Annotated in this window: 20 protein-coding genes and 3 tRNA genes; 7 read left to right on the top strand and 16 right to left on the bottom strand. The window is 64.7% G+C overall.

The features are described 5' to 3' along the window. Nucleotides 1-13: 13 nt before the first annotated feature. Nucleotides 14-1,492 carry an alpha,alpha-trehalose-phosphate synthase (UDP-forming) gene (gene otsA / locus AB3X89_RS22510; protein ID WP_368585230.1) on the bottom strand — a complete coding sequence of 493 codons (1,479 nt, stop codon included), beginning with the start codon at nt 1,490-1,492 and terminating at the stop codon, nt 14-16. Between the two features lie 52 nt (nt 1,493-1,544). Further along, a complete protein-coding gene (gene otsB / locus AB3X89_RS22505) occupies nt 1,545-2,294 on the bottom strand; it encodes a trehalose-phosphatase (protein WP_008919323.1) in 750 nt (249 codons plus the stop codon). Nucleotides 2,295-2,765: 471 nt separating this feature from the next. On the opposite strand from otsB, the gene AB3X89_RS22500 reads away from it, so the two are divergent. The 3 genes from AB3X89_RS22500 to AB3X89_RS22490 are packed head-to-tail and all read left to right on the top strand — an operon-like array spanning nt 2,766 to nt 4,803. After that, nucleotides 2,766-3,389, top strand: coding sequence for an SCO family protein (locus tag AB3X89_RS22500; protein ID WP_368585282.1), 624 nt, complete (start codon nt 2,766-2,768; stop codon nt 3,387-3,389). Between the two features lie 28 nt (nt 3,390-3,417). Beyond that, nucleotides 3,418-3,879, top strand: coding sequence for a copper chaperone PCu(A)C (locus tag AB3X89_RS22495; RefSeq protein WP_368585229.1), 462 nt, complete (start codon nt 3,418-3,420; stop codon nt 3,877-3,879). A 39-nt stretch (nt 3,880-3,918) separates the two neighbouring features. Then, nucleotides 3,919-4,803: a cytochrome c oxidase assembly protein gene (locus AB3X89_RS22490; RefSeq protein WP_368585228.1), complete on the top strand. Its 885-nt coding sequence runs from the start codon at nt 3,919-3,921 to the stop codon at nt 4,801-4,803. Between the two features lie 36 nt (nt 4,804-4,839). Here the strand turns inward: AB3X89_RS22490 and AB3X89_RS22485 are convergent, their stop codons facing one another. The 8 genes from AB3X89_RS22485 to uvrC all read right to left on the bottom strand — a co-directional run bounded on the left by AB3X89_RS22485 (nt 4,840) and on the right by uvrC (nt 11,362). After that, nucleotides 4,840-5,340, bottom strand: coding sequence for a GNAT family N-acetyltransferase (locus tag AB3X89_RS22485; RefSeq protein ID WP_368585227.1), 501 nt, complete (start codon nt 5,338-5,340; stop codon nt 4,840-4,842). A 118-nt stretch (nt 5,341-5,458) separates the two neighbouring features. Then, nucleotides 5,459-6,439, bottom strand: coding sequence for a sensor domain-containing diguanylate cyclase (locus AB3X89_RS22480; RefSeq protein ID WP_368585226.1), 981 nt, complete (start codon nt 6,437-6,439; stop codon nt 5,459-5,461). Nucleotides 6,440-6,580: 141 nt separating this feature from the next. Next, nucleotides 6,581-7,330, bottom strand: a complete 750-nt coding sequence (locus AB3X89_RS22475) for a TraB/GumN family protein (RefSeq protein WP_368585225.1) — start codon at nt 7,328-7,330, stop codon at nt 6,581-6,583. A gap of 376 nt (nt 7,331-7,706) precedes the next feature. Beyond that, nucleotides 7,707-7,780 (bottom strand) — tRNA-Cys (locus AB3X89_RS22470). A 129-nt stretch (nt 7,781-7,909) separates the two neighbouring features. After that, nucleotides 7,910-7,985: transfer RNA gene (locus AB3X89_RS22465), tRNA-Gly, on the bottom strand. A 63-nt stretch (nt 7,986-8,048) separates the two neighbouring features. Beyond that, nucleotides 8,049-8,124, bottom strand: a tRNA-Gly gene (locus AB3X89_RS22460). Between the two features lie 198 nt (nt 8,125-8,322). Continuing rightward, nucleotides 8,323-8,916 carry a CDP-diacylglycerol--glycerol-3-phosphate 3-phosphatidyltransferase gene (pgsA, locus tag AB3X89_RS22455; RefSeq protein ID WP_368585224.1) on the bottom strand — a complete coding sequence of 198 codons (594 nt, stop codon included), beginning with the start codon at nt 8,914-8,916 and terminating at the stop codon, nt 8,323-8,325. A 214-nt stretch (nt 8,917-9,130) separates the two neighbouring features. Beyond that, complete coding sequence (gene uvrC, locus AB3X89_RS22450; RefSeq protein WP_368585223.1) at nt 9,131-11,362, bottom strand: excinuclease ABC subunit UvrC; 2,232 nt, start codon at nt 11,360-11,362, stop codon at nt 9,131-9,133. Nucleotides 11,363-11,614: 252 nt separating this feature from the next. Here uvrC and earP point away from each other — a divergent pair, with 252 nt between their 5' ends. From earP to AB3X89_RS22430, 4 genes are all read left to right on the top strand, one after another. Beyond that, nucleotides 11,615-12,808, top strand: coding sequence for an elongation factor P maturation arginine rhamnosyltransferase EarP (gene earP / locus AB3X89_RS22445; protein ID WP_368585221.1), 1,194 nt, complete (start codon nt 11,615-11,617; stop codon nt 12,806-12,808). 393 nt (nt 12,809-13,201) lie between these two features. Continuing rightward, nucleotides 13,202-13,759: an elongation factor P gene (efp, locus tag AB3X89_RS22440; RefSeq protein ID WP_013090038.1), complete on the top strand. Its 558-nt coding sequence runs from the start codon at nt 13,202-13,204 to the stop codon at nt 13,757-13,759. A gap of 272 nt (nt 13,760-14,031) precedes the next feature. Then, a complete protein-coding gene (locus AB3X89_RS22435; RefSeq protein ID WP_368585220.1) occupies nt 14,032-14,238 on the top strand; it encodes a CsbD family protein in 207 nt (68 codons plus the stop codon). Nucleotides 14,239-14,427: 189 nt separating this feature from the next. Further along, complete coding sequence (locus AB3X89_RS22430) at nt 14,428-15,810, top strand: sigma-54-dependent transcriptional regulator (protein ID WP_368585219.1); 1,383 nt, start codon at nt 14,428-14,430, stop codon at nt 15,808-15,810. Nucleotides 15,811-15,890: 80 nt separating this feature from the next. Here the strand turns inward: AB3X89_RS22430 and nagZ are convergent, their stop codons facing one another. The 6 genes from nagZ to rnc all read right to left on the bottom strand — a co-directional run bounded on the left by nagZ (nt 15,891) and on the right by rnc (nt 21,375). Then, entirely contained in the window at nt 15,891-16,919 is a 1,029-nt protein-coding gene (nagZ, locus tag AB3X89_RS22425; RefSeq protein ID WP_368585217.1) for a beta-N-acetylhexosaminidase, read from the bottom strand. 67 nt (nt 16,920-16,986) lie between these two features. Further along, on the bottom strand, nt 16,987-17,454 hold the full coding sequence (acpS, locus tag AB3X89_RS22420) for a holo-ACP synthase (RefSeq protein ID WP_368585216.1): 468 nt from the start codon (nt 17,452-17,454) through the stop codon (nt 16,987-16,989). A gap of 24 nt (nt 17,455-17,478) precedes the next feature. Then, nucleotides 17,479-18,243: a pyridoxine 5'-phosphate synthase gene (gene pdxJ, locus AB3X89_RS22415; protein WP_368585215.1), complete on the bottom strand. Its 765-nt coding sequence runs from the start codon at nt 18,241-18,243 to the stop codon at nt 17,479-17,481. Beyond that, the gene (gene recO, locus AB3X89_RS22410) at nt 18,240-19,154 is read right to left on the bottom strand and encodes a DNA repair protein RecO (protein WP_368585214.1); all 915 of its coding nucleotides are present in this window, start codon (nt 19,152-19,154) and stop codon (nt 18,240-18,242) included. Before recO ends, pdxJ begins: the two co-directional genes overlap by 4 nt. Then, nucleotides 19,141-20,040: a GTPase Era gene (gene era, locus AB3X89_RS22405; RefSeq protein WP_368585213.1), complete on the bottom strand. Its 900-nt coding sequence runs from the start codon at nt 20,038-20,040 to the stop codon at nt 19,141-19,143. The genes recO and era overlap by 14 nt, the downstream gene beginning before the upstream one ends. A gap of 54 nt (nt 20,041-20,094) precedes the next feature. Then, a complete protein-coding gene (gene rnc, locus AB3X89_RS22400) occupies nt 20,095-21,375 on the bottom strand; it encodes a ribonuclease III (protein WP_368585212.1) in 1,281 nt (426 codons plus the stop codon). Nucleotides 21,376-21,512 lie beyond the last annotated feature (137 nt).

The raw sequence follows: 21,512 nt of genomic DNA, 5'->3' as shown, positions 1-21,512 counted from the left end.
CTTCGCGGCTAGCTTAGCCGGTCACGCTCTCGCGCGCCGGCCTCTTCCGCCCGGCGCGAGCCGCTCCCGTGGCCGCGCGCGCCTTCCCGCTTCTAGCGCGCTTCGCGCGATCGACGCCCTGCAGATCGCGCATGAAGTTATCGCGCCACACCGACACGTTGTTCTCACGCAGCTGCGCCATCATGTCGCGATAGCGCGCCTGCCGCTCGGCGAGCGGCATGTCGAGCGCCTGCGCCAGCGCCTCGGCCATGCCGTCGATATCGACCGGATTGACGATCAGCGCGCCGTCGAGCTCCTGCGCCGCGCCCGCGAAGCGCGACAGCACCAGCACGCCGGGATTCTCCGGATCCTGCGCCGACACGTATTCCTTCGCGACGAGGTTCATGCCGTCGCGCAACGGCGTCACATAGCCGACGTGCGCGGTGCGGAACAGCGCCGCCAGCACCGAGCGCTCGTATTGCTTGTGGATGTACAGGATCGGCGTCCAGTCCAGCTCGGCGAAACGTCCGTTGATCCGTCCGGACTCGCCTTCGAGCTGCAGCCGGATGTCCTGATACGCGTGCAAGTCGGCGCGCGTCGGCGGCGCGATCTGCAGGAACGACACCTTGTTGCGCTGCGCGGCCGTATGCTCGAGCAGGCGCTCGAACGCGCGGAATCGCTCGACCAGCCCCTTCGAATAATCGAGCCGGTCGACGCTCATGATCAGCTTGCGCGAATGCAGCGTCGCCTTCATCGTGCGCACCGGCTTGCCGCGCTCGCCCGCCTTCGCGAGCTCGGCAATTTCATCCGGATAGACGCCGATCGGATAGGCCGACGCGCGCAGCGTGCGGCCGAACGCATGCACGGTGAGCGGACCTTTCGGCGACGCGTCGATCGAGCCGCCCGCCTCGTTGATCACGTAGTCGCAAAACGCGCGCAGATCGGGGCCAGTCTGGAAGCCCAGCTGGTCGAACGAACACAGCGCCTCGACGAGCTCGCGATGCGGCGGCACCGTCAGCAGCACCTGCGCGGCCGGAAACGGAATGTGCAGGAAAAAGCCGATGCGGTTCTTCACGCCTGCGGAGCGGAGCGCCTGAGCGAACGGGATCAGGTGATAGTCGTGCACCCAGATCACGTCGTCTTCGCGCAGCAGCGGCAGGAGTTGCTGCGCGAGCCAGGCGTTGACGCGGCAGTAGCCTTCGAAGTCGTGCCGGTCGTAGTGCAGCAGGTCGGATCGATAGTGGAACGCGGGCCACAGCGTCGCGTTCGAGAAACCGCGGTAGTACTGGTCGTAGTCGCGGCGCATCAGCGGGACGGTCGCGAAGGTCACCGGACCGCGCTCCTCGAGCTTGATCTGCGGCTGGCCGGAGCTGAGCACGTCGCCGCTCCAGCCGAACCACATGCCGCCGGTCTCTTTCAGCGCGTCGTACACGCCGACCGCCAGACCGCCCGCCGCCGGGCCGCCCTCCGAAATGGGCGCCACCCGGTTCGAAACAATGATCAGTCGGCTCATGAAGCGCGATTCCCGATGCAGTATGTTGTTTTCGTTGAACGTCGCACCGGCGTCATGCGCCGCGCGCCGCCGCGACAATCGTTTCGAGCCAGTCGAGCAGTGACGACACCGACTCGACGCGCGTGCGCGCCATCGTTTCGCCCGCGCCGACCTTGATCGATAGACCGCCACGTTCGTTGACGACCGCGAAGCCCTTCTCGTCGGTCAGATCGTCGCCGGCGAACACGGGCGTGCGGCCGGTGAACGGCAGCTCGTCGAGGAACGCGCGCGTCGCGCGGCCCTTGTCGACGTCCTTCGGCTTGATCTCGTAGACCATCTTGCCGGGCTGCAGCACGTACGACGTGGGGTAATCGGCGACGAGCCGCTCGGTTGCCTCGCGCGCGACCGGCTCGCGGTCCGGCGCATTGCGGTAGTGCAGCGCGAGCGCCGCGCCCTTGATCTCGAGCAGCATGCCCGGGTGCTCGTTGACGACCTGCGCGAGCACCTGCTCCATGCGCAACAGGCGCTGGTCGTGAAAGCCGATGCGCTGCGTGTCGCCGTTCGCATCGCGCCGCTCGGCGCCGTGCAGACCAGCGACCGGTAGATCGGGCATGCCGAGAAAACTGTCGATGCTGTCGATGCCGCGCCCCGACACCACCGCAACCGCGCCATTCGTCAGACTGCGCAGTTCGCGCAGCAGATCGATCACGCGCGGCTGCACGAGCACGCCGTCCGGCGTGGGGGCGAGTTCGACGAGCGTGCCATCGAAGTCGAAGAAAAATGCCGTCTCGCTCGGAGACAGAACAGCCGGAAGTGCTTGCATTGCCTGGGTTCGCCTTTCAGCCATCTGGGGCCGGAAAAGTGTGCGCATCTTACCGCGCATCGGTCAATTTTTCGAGAAAGTAAGCCGGGACTCAAGCCCGGCGCGCCGTTTGCCCGCCCGCTCGCGGTGATTGCATTCAAAAGCGCAACGATCGGGCTTCGCCCGACTTTCAGCCTGCTGCGTCAAATTGACTCGCATATCGTGCGCCCGGCGCGCCCCGCGACGCTGGCGCCAATTTTGCGCTACAGTCGCTGCCACGCAGACCGTCGGCGTAATGGACATCGTTGCACCTGCCGCTCAATTTCGTGCCGTGCGCGAATCTTGCACGGCATGACGGGCGACGGTGGGCCTCCCCGCTCCATCGATTCGTGTGGCCTGCTCCCAATCGAGTCATTGAACCCTGCTTTGTTCCCGATCTTCCCGCCCCGACGCCCGCAGCCAAACCTGTCCCGCTCACGATCCGACCGGCCCATGCACCGGTTGACGAACGGGGTAGCACGCCGGTTGGCGGCGGCGGCGCTGGGCACGCTGGTCGCGCTCGTCACACTGACCGGTTGCACGCAGCGCGCCGAGCCCTGGCGGCTGACCAACGTGACCGGGCACCTCCCGGATCTGGACTTTACGTTGACCGACGACACCGGCCGGCCCGTCAATGCCGCTTCGTTCAAGGGCCGCACCTCGCTGGTCTACTTCGGCTACACGCATTGCCCGGACGTCTGCCCCGAAACGATGGGCCGTCTGATGCTGGTGCTGGGCAAGCTCGGCCCCGAGGCGCACAAAGTGCGCATCCTGTTCATCACCGTCGATCCCGCGCGCGACACGCCGCGGGCCTTGCACGACTATGTCGGCGCATTCGACGCGCAGCACGCCGAAGGGCTGACCGGCACCGACTGGCAGATCGAGTCGCTGGCGAAGCGCTATCGTGTTGCGTATCAGATGGAAAAGCGCGACCCGAACGGCAACTATGAGGTCACGCACAGCTCCGCCGTCTATGTGTTCGACAGCCAGGGCCGCGCGCGCCTGCTCGCCACCGATCACGACACGCCCGATGCGATTGCTAAGGACCTGCGCCGCATCATCGATGACCAATCCTGACTCTTCTTTGATCCCACTCCATTTCATCATGACGATCAAGCTCAAACCATTCGCTTCCCTCGCCCGCACGCTCGTGTTGTCTTTCGGCGTCGCGTCCGCCGCCCACGCGGCCGATGCTCACGCGATCAGCATCAAGGACGCGTGGGTCCGCTGGCTGCCGAACAACCTGCCCGCGGCCGGCTATGCGACGCTCGTCAACGCGAGCGACAAGCCGATCGACCTCGTTGACGTATCGAGCGACGACTACGGCGACGCGATGCTGCATCAAACCGTATCGAACGGGTCGACCCAGAAGATGGTGATGGTCGACAAGCTGACGGTGCCCGCGCATGGCCAGGTCGCGATCACGCCGGGCGGCTATCACTTGATGCTCGAGGACGCGAAGCACAAGGTTGCGCCGGGCGACACCGTGCATCTGACGCTGAAGTTCTCCGATGGCGAAACCTTGAGCGCACCGTTCGCGGTCAAAGCGCCGGGCCAGGCCAAGTAAGCGGCAACACGGGCCGCGGCCACCGCACACGCCACCGCCATGAACCTGCTCTACTGGCTCGATCCGTGGGAGTTTTCGCCGACCGCCGTGATCGCGTTGCTGATTCCCGCGATCCTGTTCGTGCGCGGCGCGCGCAAGGCGCGGCTGTCGTTCGCGCGGCGTCTGTCTTTCTGGTTCGGGCTGGTCGCGCTGTATGTCGTGCTGCATACGCGGCTCGATTATTTCTTCGAGCATGAGTTCTTCATGCATCGCTTGCAGCATCTGGTGCTGCATCATCTCGGGCCGTTCTTCATTGCGCTGTCGTATCCGGGCGCGGCGTTGCGCGCGGGCATTCCATTGCGCTGGCGACAGCGTTTCGTGCGGCCCGCGCCGCAGACTCCGCTCGTGCGCGGGGCGCTCGACGTCGTCATGCACCCGGTCGTGGCGGTCACGCTATTCGTCGGGCTGATCTATTTCTGGCTTCTGTCGCCGATCCATTTCATCGCAATGCTCGACTGGCGGATCTATCGCGTGATGAACTGGAGCATGGCGATCGACGGTCTGCTGTTCTGGTGGCTCGTGCTCGATCCGCGCCCGGCGCCGCCCGCGCGTCTGTCGCCGGGCAAGCGCGTGCTCGTCGTGATTGCGGCTATTCCGCCGCAGATCATCCTCGGCGCGTTCATCTTCTTTACGCCGCACGAGCTGTATCCGATCTATTCGATCTGCGGCCGCGCGTTCACATGGCTGAGCCCGATGCGCGATCAGCAGATCGGCGGGCTGCTGCTATGGATTCCGGGCTCGATGATGAGCGTTGTCGGCGCGCTGATCGCGCTGCGTCACTGGATGCGGCTGTCGGCGCGCGGACGCCTGCGCGCCGAGCGGCGCGCGAAAGCTGCGCGCGGGCTCACGCATGCTGCGTCGACGACCGCGAACGGGCCTCGCTGACCCGTTTACAAGAAGGTTGAACTGACCGGCTCGCGTTCAGATCGAGCGCATCCACACATGCGGGATGCCGTCTTCGTCGTGAATCTCCGAGACCGGCTCGAAACCGAACGCACCGTAAAAGCCTTGCAGATGCGCCTGCGCGTGCAGGCGGATCGGCGTATCGGGCCACTGCGCACGAATGTGCGCGAGCGAGCGTTCGAGCATCGTATTGCCGAGACCGATGCCGCGAAACGACGCAGTGGTCAGCACCCGGCCGATGCGTACGTCGGCATCCGTCGCATCGGGCAACAACACGCGCAAATAGCCGGCCAACGGCGACGGCGCCGCTTCTCCGCCGGTGCCATACGCGAGCAGATGCCAGGCTTCGACGTCGAGCCCATCGATATCGCCATACACGCAGTTCTGTTCGACGACGAATACCGCGCTGCGGGCGGCCAGCATCTCATAGACTTCGACGCTCGTGAGGTCCGCGAACGGCTTCCAACGCCATTCGAGTTCGGTGAGCCGCGTGGCGGCGGTGTGCTGCAAATCAGTCATCGGTAGCTTTCAGGGTCAATGCGCGACAGCGCGGGCAACGATCCGTAATTATGCCGCGCGTGCCTGGGTTGGGCCATCGCGCGGGTCGGCTGGAGATTGGCCGCGAGTCGGGCGCCCGTCAGTGCCGTTGCGCCGAGCGCGCCTTCGACGCCTGCTTGTGGCTATACATCGCCGCATCGGCCGCGGCGAGCAGTTCGGCGACCGTGCCGTGGCGCGTCGGCTCGTACGTCACCTGGCCGACGCTGAAGTGGATCTGATAGCCGGGCAGCAGCTCGGCATTGCGTTGGTCGAGCAGCTGCTCGAGACGCTGCGTCACCTCATGCGTCTCCGCGTTGCTGGCGCCGGTCAGCAGCGCGACGAACTCGTCGCCGCCGAGCCGCCCGATGACGTCGCTTTCGCGCAGCGCGGTACGCAGCACCTCGGCGAAGGCTTGCAGCGCGCGGTCGCCCTCCGCGTGCCCGAGCGTATCGTTGATCTGCTTGAAATCGTTCAGATCGAAGAACAGCAGTGACGCCGGCTTATCCATGCGCCGACAGACGTTCAGCGCGTGTTGCGCGAGCACTTCGAAACCGCGTCGGTTCGACAGCAGCGTGAGGTCGTCGAGCGTGGCCAGCTGGATCGCGGCGAGTTCCTGTTCGGCCATGCGCGCGAGGTCGCGCAGCAACGCGCGATCTTCGTCATCGAGCATGCGCGGCTTCGTGTCGAGCAGGCACAGCGTGCCGACCTTGCCGCCGTTCGCAACCTGCAGCGGACAGCCTGCGTAGAAGCGGATGTGCGGTTCGTCGATGACGAACGGATTGTCGTTGAAGCGCGGATCGGCGAGCGTGTCGGGCACCATGAAAATATCGTCGCCGAGAATGGCGTGCGCGCAAAACGACACGTCGCGCGAGGTCTCGCTCGCCTCCAGGCCAATGCACGATTTGAACCACTGCCGGTTCGCATCGACGAGACTGACGACGGCGATCGGTACACCGAACAGCCGCCGCGCGAGGCGGGTCAGGCGATCGAAGCGCTCTTCCGGCGCCGTGTCGAGAATATGCAGTGCGTGCAATCCGTCGAGACGGGCGCTTTCATTGCTGGGGATCGGAGGAACAAGCATGAAGTGAGGTCGGCGGGTGTCGGATGTTCTAGCGGGTAAGGATTAGTGTATAGCGGCATTCCGGCGCGTGGAATTGAGGAAACGGCCAGTCGTCCGGGCGGTCGACACAGCCGTGTACAGCCGCGAAATCCGCGCACGCGCTCAGAACACTGCTTGCACGGGTCGCGCGAGACAGTCGAGCAGGTTGTCGGGGCCACACAGATGCAGCGCGCCGACGACCACCAGCGTGCGCTCGCGCACGTCCAGCAATTCGTTCAGCCGCGCGGCCCATGCGCGATTGCGCACGTCGAGGATCGCCTGACGGATGCCGGGTAGATTGAACATCGGCGATTCGACGGCGATTTGCTGTATCGCTTGCAGATCGCCGTCCAGCCACGCCCCGTGCATCCGTTCGAGCGTGCGTTGCGGCTCGCCGCGATCGGCCATCAGCATGTCGAGCGCGGCGGCAATGGCTTCGAGCGGAATCGATTCGAGCGTGACGGCGACGTCCTGCGCGGACTCGAGATAGCGGTACGGCTTCGCCTGCGCGATCGCCGGGCGCAACATGCGCGGCTCGACACCCTCGACCACCTGCTGCAGCAGCGTCGGCGCGACGATCAGCGCGGCCCACGGACGCAGTGTTTCAAGCGGCGCCAGCAGACCATCGGTTGGCCATAGGGCCTGCAGTTGGGTCCAGGCTTCGTCGCGCATCAAGGGCCGCAGTTGTGCGGCAGCGGGGTGTGCGTCGGCTTTGAGGAACGGCAGGATCGTCGCTGGATCGGACTCGAGCACGAGCGTGTCAGCCCAGTCATAGGCCTCGGCGATCCATGGCGGCGTTCGACGGCTGATCGCAGGAAACAGATGCATCGAGCCTAGCAAGCGGACCTGGGTGCCGGTGAATTGGAAATACATGCGGCTTCAATGAAAGCGGGCGATGACGATGCTTGATTCTATCGTCCGTTCCGGATGCGGCGCGACGGCAGACTTTGTCCTTCTCCGCGAGCCGGACACGCCATTAGTCTGAATGCGCTGCTCATGTGTGAGCAGGAGTCAACCGCGGTAATAGCGATGCACCGAAAAATGCGGTCATGCCGGTTCCTGAACAACGTTCCCCTGCCCTCAATCAAATCCGCGCTCCATTTCTGACCGATTCGAAGCAACGTCTACAGCACGCGGCGGGATCGACCGGTCCTCTCGCATCGCTGACGACGGTCGGCAAAAGCTGACGAAAGAGGAATAGAAAAAAGAAAAGCCCCGACAAGTCGGGGCTTCTCTTTACATCAAAGACTGGAGGCGCGAGCCGGAGTCGAACCGGCCTAAACGGCTTTGCAGGCCGCTGCATAACCGCTTTGCTATCGCGCCGCAAGCGGACTGGAACCTAGACACGGGTTCGCAGATTTATCTGGTGGTTACCAGAAGAACCGAAGCTCTGGAAAGTTCAGAACGACCGGCCTTCCAAACAAAAAGGGAAGCGTTGCTTCCCCTGATGTATGGAGCGGGAGACGAGGCTCGAACTCGCGACCTCAACCTTGGCAAGGTTGCGCTCTACCAACTGAGCTACTCCCGCATTGAACTGCTTCACACCGCGCTGCGTTTTTTACTTCGCCAAACAACGCGATGCTTCGAAAACTGGAGCGGGAAACGAGGCTCGAACTCGCGACCTCAACCTTGGCAAGGTTGCGCTCTACCAACTGAGCTATTCCCGCGTCGTACTGCATTCACTGCTACTTCTTTGCTGCGTCTCCGGTGTTTCGCGTTGCGTGCATCGGAGAAACGAGATTATGGAGAAACGACTGAAACGTGTCAACCCCTTTGGCCCATCAGTTTTTAAGAAAATATTTCGCTCGTAGTAGCCCGGGGTTCGAACACACGTTTGCGTCCCCGCGCTCCTTCTGTTCACACCATCACGCGACACCACCGCGCTCGCGAATCTGCGGCCACGCGAGCTTCATGTAGTACAGCATCGACCAGATCGTCAGGAACGCGGCCAGATAGATCAGCCACAGGCCCCACACCCGCGTATCGACTGTCACGCCGGCGCCGAGCGACAGCGGACCATAGAACAGCAGCATCGGAATCGCGACCATCTGGCAAGCGGTCTTGAACTTGCCGAGCGAGTTCACCGCGACGCTCTTCGATGCGCCGATCTGCGCCATCCATTCGCGCAGCGCCGAGATCGCAATTTCGCGGCCGACGATCACGAGCGCGATCGCCGAATCGATCCGCGCGAGCTGCACGAGCACGAGCAGCGCCGCGGTCACCATCAGCTTGTCGGCGACCGGATCGAGAAACGCGCCGAACGCCGAGGTCTGATTCCATTTACGGGCCAGAAAGCCGTCGAACCAGTCGGTGAGCGCCGCCAGGATGAAGATCGTCGCGGCCGCGAGATTGCGGTGCGCGGGGCTCATCATCATGTCAGGCAAATAGAACACACCGACGACGAGCGGAATCAGCACGATCCGCAGCCAGGTCAGGAATATCGGGAAATTAAACGGCATGGGGCAGGCGCAGCGTCTGACGAGTGAGTTGCAATTGTGCCGTGTCGCAAGGCCTGCCACAAGCAAGCGGCCCGGGCATGGCCACGCGGGGGCGGCAAGCGGGCCGCGCCCGGCGCGTGGTTCGCGGAGTCGGCGCCAGCCGGCGCATCCGCCGCGCGACGCGTCAGCTCCGGCCAGCGGTCGTGTCGACAACAGCGCGGCCCGGCCCGTCGATTCAATGCAGTTGCCGGTAGATCTGCTCGGCAAGCGCCTGCGAAATACCCTCGACGCTCGCCAGATCCTCGACGCTCGCGGCCACCACACCGCGCAAGCCGCCAAAGCGCGCGAGCAGGCGCTGACGCCGCTTGGCCCCCACCCCTTCGAGTTCTTCGAGCCGCGAGGTCTGGCGCGTCTTGCCGCGCTTGGCGCGCATGCCGGTGATCGCGAAGCGGTGCGCTTCGTCGCGGATCTGTGCGACCAGCATCAGCGCGGCGCTTTCCTTGCCGAGTTCGAGCGGCGTACGGCCGTCCGCGAAAATCAGCGTCTCGAGACCGACCTTGCGCCCCTCGCCCTTCGCGACGCCGACCAGCATGCCGGTGTCGAGCCCCAGCTCGGTGAACACCTGCCGCGCGATCTCGACCTGCCCCTTGCCGCCGTCGATCAGCACGATGGTCGGCAAGACGCCGCCGGCCGCGGCGGGCTCGGCGGCATCGGCGGCGAGCGACGGATCGGCGGCCGCATCGCTTTGCGATTCGGCGGCTTCATCGCTCGCGTTCGCGGCGGCTTGCGCGACCATCTTCTCGTAGCGGCGCGTGAGCACCTGGCGCATCGCCGCGTAATCGTCGCCGGGCGTGATGCCGGTGATGTTGTAGCGCCGATACTCGGACGACTGCATCTTGTGATGGTGATACACGACGCACGACGCCTGCGTCGCCTCGCCCATCGTATGACTGATGTCGAAGCATTCGATGCGCAGATGCGCGAGGTCGTCGCACTCCATGCCGAGCGTGTCGGTCAGCGAGCGCGTGCGCGCCTGTTGCGAGCCCTGCTCGGACAGCAGCCGCGCGAGCGCGAGCCGCGCGTTCTGCTCGGCCATCGCCAGCCACGCGCGCCGCTGTCCCTGCGGTTGACGCAGCACGCTCACCTTATGGCCCGCCTGCTCGATCAGCACGTCGACGAGTTCGCGCGCCGGCGCGTGGCTGACCACCAGCACCGGCGGCACGCGATTGCCGAGGTAATGCTGCGCGATGAACGCTTCGAGCACTTCGGATTCGACGCCGCCAGGCGCGCGGCCTTTGCGGCCCTTCGCCGCCGGGCCGGATTCCGGGCGCCCGTCGGCGCCTTCGTCCACGCCTTCGTCGCTGATGGCGTCCGCGGTCGCTTCGGTAGCCTCGTCGAGCGCTTCTTCGTCACTACCATCGGTGTCTTTGTCTTCCGACGGCATGTCCTGCGCGATCGCGAGCGCATCGGCCGTGGCCCTCGCCGCTTCGGCCGACGGCGCGACTGCCTGCCCCCCCGCCGATGCACCGTCCTGATCGCCGTCTTCTTCGAGCCCGCCTTCCTCCGCCGTCAACGCGCTCTCCACGTGCGTGGGAAAGTACGCCTTGTCGCCGAGATGCCGCCCGCCGCGCACCATCGCGAGATTCACGCACACGCGGCCCCCTAGCGCGACCACCGCGAGAATGTCGACGTCGCTATCGCTGCCGACTTCGATCGCCTGCTGATGCAGCACCGTCGACAGCGAGCTCATCTGGTTGCGCACCGCCGCGGCCTGCTCGAATTTCAGCTCGCTCGCGAACGCGTGCATCTTCTGCTCGAGCTCCTTCATCACCTCGCCCTGGCGGCCGAGCAGAAAGCGCGACGCGTTGGCGACGTCGCGCGCGTAATCCTCTTCGCTGATATTCGCGACGCACGGCGCGGTGCAGCGGCCGATCTGATGCAGCAGACACGGCCGCGTCCGGTTGTTGAACACCGAGTCCTCGCAGGTGCGCAGCTGGAACACGCGCTGCAGGATCTGGATGCTCTCGCGCACCGCCCACGCGCTGGGGAACGGACCGAAGTACTGGTTCTTGCGATCGACCGAGCCGCGGTAATAGGCCATGCGCGGAAACTTGTGACCGGTCAGCTTCAAGTACGGATATGACTTGTCATCGCGAAACAGGATGTTGTAACGCGGCGTGAGCGCCTTGATCAGGTTGTTTTCGAGCAGCAGCGCCTCGGCCTCGGAACGCGTGACCGTCGTCTCGATACGCGCGATGCGCGTGACCATCATCGCGATGCGGGGCGACAGCTGCGTCTTCGTGAAGTAGCTCGATACGCGCTTCTTCAGATCGCGCGCCTTGCCGACATAGAGGACGACGCCGCTCGTGTCGTAATAGCGGTACACGCCGGGCAGATGCGGCAGTTGGGCGAGCACTTTTTTCGGCTCGAAGGTGTCGGGGGCGTCGGTTGCTTCGGGTTCGGTCATGCGGGATCGATTGGGGTGGGACTGTCTCGCGCCGCCTCGCCGCTTGCACCGATTACGTGGATTGCGCGGATTGCGCCGATTGCCCGGCACCACGCGCCGGGGGTCGTGTCGCGCGTCGTGCCATGCGGCCCGCGTGGCGGACAAACGGCGCGCGCGATCGCGAGCGAGGCTTTAGAATCGCCAGTTTAGAACATTCCGCGTTCGTTCGAACCCGCTCCGCGTCGCCGGAGTCACCGAGCCAGCCGAGCCGCCATGTCCTCCGTCGCGCCCGCTTCCGGATCACCCGCTGCCCCTGCCAACCCGGTCGCCTGCGATATCTTCTGCGCGGTGATCGACAACTTCGGCGACATCGGCGTGTGCTGGCGCCTCGCGCGCCAACTCGCGCACGAGCATGGCTGGCAGGTGCGCGTGTTCGTCGACGATCTGCATGCGTTCAAGAGGTTGTGCCCGTCGCTCGTGCTCGAGCGTGCGCGGCAGACGCTCGACGGCATTGTCATCGAGCATTGGCACGAGCCGTCTCACGCAGGCGATACGCTCGAAGTCGCCGACGTCGTGATCGAGGCGTTCGGCTGCGAATTGCCGCCCGTCTATATCGCGGCGATGGCAAAGCGCGCGCGCGCGCCGCTGTGGTTCAACCTCGAATATCTGAGCGCCGAGGACTGGGTCGCCGATTTTCATTTGCGGCCCTCGCCGCATCCGCGCTACGCGCTGAGCAAGATCTTCTTTTTTCCCGGCCTCGGCCCCGGGACCGGTGGCGTCCTGAAGGAGCGCGATCTCGACGCGGCGCGCGCCGCGTTCGAAGGTTCACCGGCCGCGCGCACCGACTGGTGGCGCAACGTCACGGGCCACGCGCCGCCGCCCGCCGACGCGACCGTCGTTTCCCTGTTCGCATACGAAAATCCGGCGGTCGACAGTCTGCTCGAACAATGGCGCGACAGCGCAAGCCCGATCGTGCTGCTGGTGCCCGAAGGACGCATTTCCGGCGCGCTCGCGCGTTTTTTCGGCCTACCGTCATTTGCAGCAGGCACCCATGCGATGCGCGGCAACCTCAGGGCGCACGCACTCGCTTTCACCGAACAGCCGGGCTACGACGCACTGCTATGGGCGAGCGACATCAATTTCGTGCGCGGCGAGGACTCGTTCGTGCGCGCGCAGTGGGCCGCCAAACCGTTCGTCTGGCACATCTATCCGCAGGCCGACGACGCCCATCTGCCAAAGCTCGACGCCGCGCTCGCGCACTACACGCGCACGCTGTCGAGGGACGCACGCGCCGCGCTCGGGCGTTTCTGGCACGCGTGGAACGGCGCCGGTCAGCCGGACTGGGCGGAATTCCAGCGCCACTATCCGGCGCTTAAGCGGCGCGCCGCCGCGTGGTCGGTCGAACTCGCGCAAGTCGGCGATCTCGCCGGAAATCTGACCTCGTTCGCAAAAACTCAGTTAAAATAAGCGGTTATCCAACGGCCGACGACGCAAGCGCGGCCCGATTCGAGCAACAACCCCATGGTCAGCCCGTCTGACCGGTCCCCTCGAAAAACACAGCACGTGTCCCAATCTCCTGGTCGGGCACGCGAATGTCAAAAAAGGGACGTATGTTTGGGCGTATTGCAGATCGGCGCCACTCGTGTACACGCCCGAACAGGGTAAAACTCAGGTAACGGACAGGTGGAAACGCCGGGGCATCACGCCGCGGATTTTCGCCGTGAGCCGGTCCCGTTTCACGCATCCGGGCTGCGGTCGCTTCGAGCGGCGCGCGGCAGGCGGTGGGCGAAACGCCGAAGCCGCTTGGCACCTATGCCGTTGAGCAACAGTTAAGCTATTTATCTCGTACAGGACAGTTTTATGAAGACCGCACAGGAACTCCGCACCGGCAACGTCGTGATGATCGGCGCAGACGCAATGGTCGTGCAAAAGGCCGAATACAACAAATCGGGCCGTAACTCCGCCGTTGTCAAAATGAAGTTCAAGAACCTGCTGACCGGCGCAGGCATGGAAGCCGTGTACAAGGCGGACGACAAGTTCGACGTCGTCGTGCTCGAGCGCAAGGAAGTGACGTACTCGTACTTCGCCGACCCGATGTACGTGTTCATGGACGCCGACTACAACCAGTACGAAGTCGAAGCCGAAATGATGGGCGACGCGATGAACTACCTCGAAGACGGCATGGCTTGCGAAGTCGTGTTCTACAACGAGAAGGCCATTTCGGTCGAACTGCCGACCACGCTGGTTCGCGAAATCATCTACACGGAACCGGCTGTCAAGGGCGACACGTCGTCGGGCAAGGTCCTGAAGAACGCCAAGCTGAACACCGGCTTCGAACTGCAAGTGCCGCTCTTCTGCAACATCGGCGACAAGATCGAAATCGACACGCGTACGCACGAGTACCGCAGCCGCGCCTAAACGGCGGCCTGCGTCACCCCGCCAGCGCCGGCGCCCTGCCGGCCTGCACCAAAAGCGCTCAATTTTTGGGCGCTTTTTCTTTTCTGTCGCGCCGTGTATGGTTTAGGAAAACTTTACCGGCAAATTTCTCAAAATTGCCATCGCGACATCATGAATTCGCGTCGCGCGCGCGCCAGGCCCTTGATCCATTTCATCCAGGCTTTTTGGCACGATGCCTGCTAGGTGGAGAGAGTTACGCGAGTACCGCTCAATATCCACTTGGGAGAGCCACCATGAACGAAGACATTGCTGAAGGTAAATGGAAACAGATGGTCGGCAAGGCGAAGGCCGCATGGGGCGAACTGACTGACGACGAACTGACCAAAGCCGAAGGCCGGGCCGACAGGCTCGCCGGTCTGATTCAGGAACGCTATGGCAAAACCCGTGAACAGGCGGAACTCGAAGTGCGCCGGTTTTTCGATAGCAACCGGGATTTCTGACAGGAGCAGTGAAGGAACTACAGGCGCCGGCCCGCGCCGCTCAAGACGCAGTGCCGGCGGCTGTCGTTTTTTCACCGTGCAAGGACCGTTCGTTTAGCCCTGTCATCGAGCCCCCAGGAGCCCACGGTGCGCGCCATCAGCGTTGGCGGCGCGCCGGGCATTCAACCCATTCATAAAATTGCGCTCGCCATGCCACACGCCCTGATTGTTGAAGACGATCCCAATAGCCTGTCCGGTCTGTCGGCAATCCTCGCCGCCGACGGCTTTTCAGTCGACACCGCGACCACGCTCGCCGAGGCGCGCGGCGCATTGACGCGCTTCATTCCGGACGTCGTGCTCGTCGACCTGAATCTGCCGGACGGCAGCGGCCTCGATCTGTTGCAGCATCTGCCCGCGCATCCGCCAGGCGGTGCGCTTCCAGTGATCGTGATGACCGGCAATGCGACGGTCGAGAGTGCGATCGAGGGGTTGCGGCACGGTATCTGGGACTATCTGCTGAAGCCGGTCAACATCCCGCGTCTGCGCAGCCTGCTCGCGCGCATTCCGCGGCCTTATGAGCTGACCGAGGAGGTCCAGGCGCTGCGGGCATCGCTGCGTCAACTCGGCCGCTTTGGTTCGATGCTCGGCCGCAGCAGCACGATTCAACACGTGTACGACACGATCGAGCGGCTCGCGCCGACTGAAGCCGCGGTGCTGATCTCCGGCGAGGCCGGCACCGGCAAGCAGATCGCCGCGCGCACGCTGCACGACATGAGTCGCCGCCGCAAAGGCCCGTTCGTCACCTTCGATTGCCGCGGCGCGGCCGCCGGCGGCCTCAATCGCTCGCTCGACAGCTTGTTGTTCGGCCACGAACGCGGCGCGTTCGGCGGCGCAGAGCAGCGCGAGCCAGGCCTCTTCGAACAGGCGAGCGGCGGCACGCTGTTCATCAACGAAATCACCGAACTGCCGCGCGCGCAGCAGGAAGCGCTGTTGCGCGCGCTCGATTCGCAGACCTTTATGCGCGTGGGCGGCAGCAACCAGATCGTGACCGACTTCCGACTGATCGCGTCGACGCGCAAGCCGCCGCGCGCGGCGGTCGCGGACGGCTCGCTGCATCAGGACCTCGCGCTGCGTCTCGAAGCCGCCGCGGTCAACCTGCCGCCGCTGCGCGAGCGCGGCGAAGATCCGGTGCTGATCGCACAGGCAGTCGTCGACGAACTGAATATGGAAGCGACCGCGCGCGGCACGGCCGAGGTCGCGAAGCAGGCGGGGCCGAACTTCCTGCGCGAATGCCTCGCGTACGACTGGCCGGGCAACGTGCTCGAGCTGCAGGAACGCGTGCGGCGCGCCTATCAGGCGTCGGGTGACGTGATCGAATCATTGCGCGCCGACGAGGCCGGCACGGCCAACGGCCGCGATCTTAACGGCAGCCGCGTGCAGGTGACCGTCGGCACGCCACTCGCTGACGTCGAAGAAATGCTGATTCGCGCGACGCTGGACGCGGTCGGCGGCACGCGGCATCGCGCGGCGTCGTTGCTGGGAATCAGCCCGAAGACGCTGTACAACAAGTTGCAGCGCATGCGCCTGAACTGAACGATTGCCCGACGGCGGTTCGGGCCAGTCGAAGCTGATAAAAAATGGCGCCTTGAATTGCTTCAAGGCGCCATTTCCATTTATGCAAAGGTACTGCGCACCAGTCTCTGCGCTTCGGCGTACCGTGGCTCGGCCATCAGCTTGCTCCACGTGAGCGCCTTGCCGCGCGGCCGCATGCGCTTCAACCGCCGCAGCGATTCCTTCGACGGCGTGACGCGCAGTGCGTCGAGCACCTTCTCCGCTTCGTCCGGCTGGTTGCAGATCAGCACCATGTCGCAGCCGGCCTCCAGCGCGGCTTGCGCGCCTTCGGTCAACGTGCCGCCCTGGCGCGCGGCTTCCATCGATAGATCGTCGCTGAAGATCGCCCCTTCGAAGCCCAGCTTGCCGCGCAGGATGTCCTGCAGCCAGATGCGCGAGAAGCCGGCCGGCTTCACGTCGACCGCCGGATAGACGACGTGCGCGGGCAGCACCGCGCCAAGCGACAGACCGAGCCAGTCGTACGGTGCGACGTCGTTGCCGAGAATCTCGTCGAGCGGGCGTTCGTCGATGGGCATCGCGACGTGCGAATCTGCCTGCGCGAATCCGTGCCCCGGAAAATGCTTGCCGCAGTTGCTCATGCCGGCGAGCGCGAGACCGTGATTCAGGCTCTTCGCGAGCAGCGCGACCACGCGCGGATCGCGATGAAACGCGCGATCGCCGATCACCTGCGAATGCCCATAGTCGAGGTCGAGCACCGGCGTGAAGCTCATGTCGATGCCGCATGCGCGCAGTTCCGCGGCGAGGATGTAGCCGACCGCGGTCGTCACCTTCGTCGCGCGCAGCACGTCCTGGTCCCACAACGCGCCGAGCTTGCCCATCGACGGCAGCACCGTGAAGCCGTCAGTACGAAAGCGCTGCACGCGGCCGCCTTCGTGATCGACCGCGATCAGCAGATCCGGGCGAATCGCGCGGATCGCATCGGTCAGCGCGACCAGTTGCGCGCGGCTCTCGTAGTGGCGCGCGAACAGGATCACGCCGCCGGTCATCGGATGCGCGAGACGCCTTTTGTCATCGCGGTTCAGCGTTTTGCCGACCACGTCGAGCATCACCGGTCCGGGAGTGGTTTTCATCGAATTCCGCTGGAAAAGAGTCTGACGCAAAGACAAACGCGACCGACAGCGGCCGCGGTCAACATTTTTATTCGGTGGCCGAGTGCGCGGACGAAGCCCGCGACGCCGACGCCGCAAACGAAGCTTCCGTCTCGTCCGGCCGCTGCGTCTCGGCGATCACGAACGACACCGCGTAGTCGCGCTCGTCGCTGATCGTCACGCGCGCCGTGATGCCGCGCGCGTCGAGCCAGTCGGCCAGCTCGCCGGAGGCGACCACCATCGGCTCGCCGCTCGGCCGGTTCAGCGTCTGCAGCGCGCGCCAGCTCATCGGCCAGTGCATGCCGAGGCCGATTGCCTTCGAGAACGCCTCTTTCGCCGAAAAGCGCGTCGCGAGAAACGCGAGACCGCGGGCCGCCGAACGGGCGTGACGCGCGTGGTAGACGCGTAGTTCGTCGGGACCGAGCACCTTCTCAGCGAAACGGCCATTGGTGCGGGTCATCACCGCTGCGACACGGCTGACCTGAACGATGTCGGTGCCGATTCCGTAGATTGCCATGCGTGCGTCCGTCGCGAGATCGGGTTACGCGCGCGCGCCGAGACGCGCGGCGACCATGATCGCCTTCATCTCGCGCACCGCGTTGTCCCAGCCCGCGAAGATCGCGTGCGCGACGATCGCATGGCCGATGTTGAGTTCGACGATGCCGTCGATCGCCGCGATCTGCTGCACGTTCGTGTAGTGCAGGCCGTGGCCCGCGTTCACCTTAAGGCCGAGCGTCGTGCCGAATTCGACCGCGCGCGAGATGCGCTCGTATTCGCGCTGCTGTTCGGCGGGATCGTGCGCTTCCGCATAACGGCCGGTGTGCAGCTCGATCACCGGCGCGCCGGCTTCGTGCGCGGCGCGAATCTGGGTTTCGTCGGGATCGATGAACAGCGACACGCGCGAGTTCGCGTCCGCCAGTTGCTTGCATGCGGCGCGCACCGCATCGAACTGTCCGGTGACGTCGAGGCCGCCTTCGGTCGTCAGTTCCGCGCGTTTTTCAGGCACGAGGCACACGTCGTGCGGCTGCACTTCGCACGCGATGTCGAGCATTTCGGCCGTGACCGCGCATTCGAGATTCATGCGCGTTTTCAGCAGCGGACGCAGCTTGTGCACGTCCGCGTCGACGATATGCCGACGGTCTTCGCGCAGATGCAGCGTAATCGCGTCGGCGCCGGCTTCTTCGGCCATCAGCGCGGCGCGGATCGGATCGGGATAGGACGTGCCGCGCGCGTTGCGCAGCGTGGCGACGTGGTCGATATTCACGCCGAGGTCGATCACGGTCGGCGAAGTCAGGAAGAAGCTCATAAGTTCTGCAGGTCGATCAGGATCTGGCGGGTAGCAAGCGGCGCGCCGCCGAGATAGGTGTTGAGCAGGAAGCGCATCAGCGTTTTGCTTTGCGCGACGGTCTGCGCTCGATGGTAATCGTCCTTTTCCATATCGAGCAAGGTCTGTCCCGATACCACCGGCCACTGCGCGGGCCATTCGTCCGATGCCTCGCGCACGCCGCGCTCGGGATCGAACACGTAGCGGCCGTCGGCGAGCACGGCCTTGCGCGCGACCGTGCGGTCGAGCGCCATCGCGTAGCCGGTCTCGCGCAGCAGCACGCGTTCGAACGAACGCAGCACCTGCACCGGCGGCTCATCGTGCGCAAGGCGGGTCAGCGTAACGACGTAGTGATGGAACAACTGAGGATGCGGGTCTTCGCGCGCGCAGAAGCGCACCAGCAGTTCGTTGACATAGAAGCCGCACAGCAGCGCGTCGCCGGTCAGCGGCAGCATGCCGCCGACCCATTCGGCGCCGGTCAGCGTACGCATTTCGGATTTGCCCGACCATGCGAGCGACAAAGGCTGGAACGTTTGCAGCACGCCGCGCAACGCGGAGTGCGGGCGCTTTGCGCCCTTCGCGACGAGCGCGAGACGACCGTGATCGCGCGACAGCACGTCGATGATCAGGCTGGTCTCACGATACGGGTAGCTGTGCAGCACGAACGCGGGCTGCTCGGTGATCCGGTATTCTGATGTGGAGGTGCGCGGCGCGCGACGCGCCGGCGTTTTGCGCGGCTCGCCGTCGTCGGCGGGCGCGCCTTTCGCGCCTTTCGCGCCTTTCGCCTGAGCCGACGATTTCCTCGCGCTACGCGCGGGCCGCGACGGCTCGTGCTCCGGTTGGTCCGGAGCCTCGTCTGAATTGAGCGTCATCCACGCGTCATTCGTACCCATACGCACGAAGCCCGGCTTCGTTGTCGGCCCAGCCGCTCTTCACCTTGACGAAGGTCTCGAGATACACCGGCCCATCGAACAGCTTCGCCATGTCGAGGCGCGCCTCGGTGCTGATCTGCTTCAGCTTTGCGCCCTTCTGCCCGATGATCATCGCCTTGTGCGTGTCGCGATCGACGAGGATCGTTGCGAAGATACGGCGCAGCCGCCCTTCGGTTTCGAACTTGTCGATCAGCACGGTGCTGGTGTACGGCAGTTCGTCGCCGGTCCAGCGGAAGACCTTCTCGCGCAGGATTTCGGCCGCAAGGAAGCGCTCGCTGCGGTCGGTCAGGTCGTCCTCGCCGTAGATCGGCTCGCCTTCCGGCAGGAACGGCTTGATGGTCGCCATCAGACGCTTGATGTCGTCGGTATTTTTCGCGGACAGCGGCACGATCTCGTTGAACTCGCGCAGCGTGCTCATCTGCTGCATGAACGGGAAAAGCGAGTTCTTATCCGATACGCGATCAAGCTTGTTCGCGATCAGCAGCGTCGGCACCTTCGCCGGGATCAGGTCGAGTACCTTCTGGTCGTCGGGGCCGAAGCGGCCTGCTTCGATGACGAACAGGATCGCATCGACCGAGGTCAGCGTCGACGTTACGGCGCGGTTCAGCGAGCGGTTCAGCGCGCCGCTGTGCTTGGTCTGGAATCCGGGCGTGTCGACGAAGATGTACTGAGCGTCTTCGAGCGTGTTGATGCCGGTGATGCGATGTCGCGTGGTCTGCGCCTTGCGCGACGTGATGCTGACTTTCTGGCCGACCAGCGCGTTCATCAGCGTGGACTTGCCGACGTTCGGGCGGCCGACGATCGCGACCATGCCGCAGCGAAAACCAGTGGGAGTGGGAGCGTTCATATTCGGACTACGGCAGGTTCAGGTCGGCGCGCGCGACGCGCACGCCGATGGCAATCAATGGCCCGCATCGGCGACGCGCGTTTGCACCGCGCCGGCGACGCCGGGTTCGTGTTCGGCAGGTGCCGGGGCCGCCGAGACGACCGACGCGGGTGCGGCGGAAACGCTCGAAGAGCCCGTGCCCGGCGCGGCTTCGCGGTTACGCTGACGCTCTGCGCTACGGGTGTGTGACGGCGCGTCGGCTTTGAGGTCGGGGGTTTTGTCCGCTGCGGGCTTTTCGGCTGACTTGTCGACAGGTTTCTCGCCTGAGTGCACCGAAACCTTGTCGGTTCTCTCCGCCTTTTCGGACTTCTCGGCGCGTTCCGGCTTGTCATGTCCGCTGTACTCCACATGCGCGGCACGGATGACAGCCAACGGCGCACCGGCGGGACCTGGCGCGGCACGCTCGGCTGCAGGCCGTTCAACGGCTGACTTTTCCACGGCAGACTTGTCGGCGTGGGCTTCAATCGTGGCAGGCGCGCGCCCTTCGCCGCGCGCGCTCTTGCGATCCGGCGTGCGTAAATCCAGTGCGGCCTGTACGCCGGTCACGCCCGGCACGATTTCCTGCTCGGCGTTTTTCGCGGCGCGTGCGCTTTTCGACCGCTTCGGCTTCGCAACCACGGCGGGCGCCGCGGCCATTACTTCGTCGAGCGCCTTCTTTGCGGCCGCCTGCTCCGCCGCGCGACGGCTCGCGCCCGAGCCGGACACTTTGACGTCGAGCTTTGGCACCGTGCATTCGACTTCGAATTGCTGATTGTGCGCCGCACCATGGGTAGCGACGACCGTATAGGTAGGCAACGCAATCTTGTGGCCTTGCAGATACTCCTGCAGCAGCGTCTTTGCGTCCTTGCCGAGCGTACGGGGGTCGATGTGGTCGAGGATCGGCACGTAAAGGCGCTTGATGACCGTCTGCGCAGCGTCGAAGCCGCCGTCGAGAAATATCGCACCGAGCACCGCCTCGAGCGTATCCGCGAGGATCGACGGCCGGCGGAAGCCGCCGCTGCGCAACTCGCCCTCGCCGAGGCGCAGGCCTTCCGAGATATTGAGTGCCTGAGCGATCTCGTAGAGAGACTGCTGTTTGACCAGATTGGCGCGCACGCGCGATAGGTCGCCTTCGTCGAGTTTGCCGAAACGTTGGAACAAAAGCGCAGCCACCGCGCAATTCAGAACGGAGTCGCCGAGAAATTCGAGCCGTTCGTTATGCGTGGAGCTGTGACTGCGGTGTGTTAAAGCCTGACGCAGCAATTCCGCATTGCGAAATTCGTAGCGCAAACGGCTTTCCAACGGAGATAGAGGCATGGGCAGAGTATAACGCGGGCGCCTGACCCGGCGGAAACGCGGGGCGCCAGAGGAAAAAGCGTGGTGAAGCGACGTTACCGCGAGTTCTTAAAGTTGCATGACAACACGCCGCGACCGAGATAACCGGTGCCGGTTAT

The sequence above is a fragment of the Paraburkholderia sp. BR14320 genome (assembly GCF_040948665.1).
Lineage (GTDB): Bacteria > Pseudomonadota > Gammaproteobacteria > Burkholderiales > Burkholderiaceae > Paraburkholderia > Paraburkholderia youngii.
This window is presented reverse-complemented; position numbering and strand designations above follow the sequence as displayed.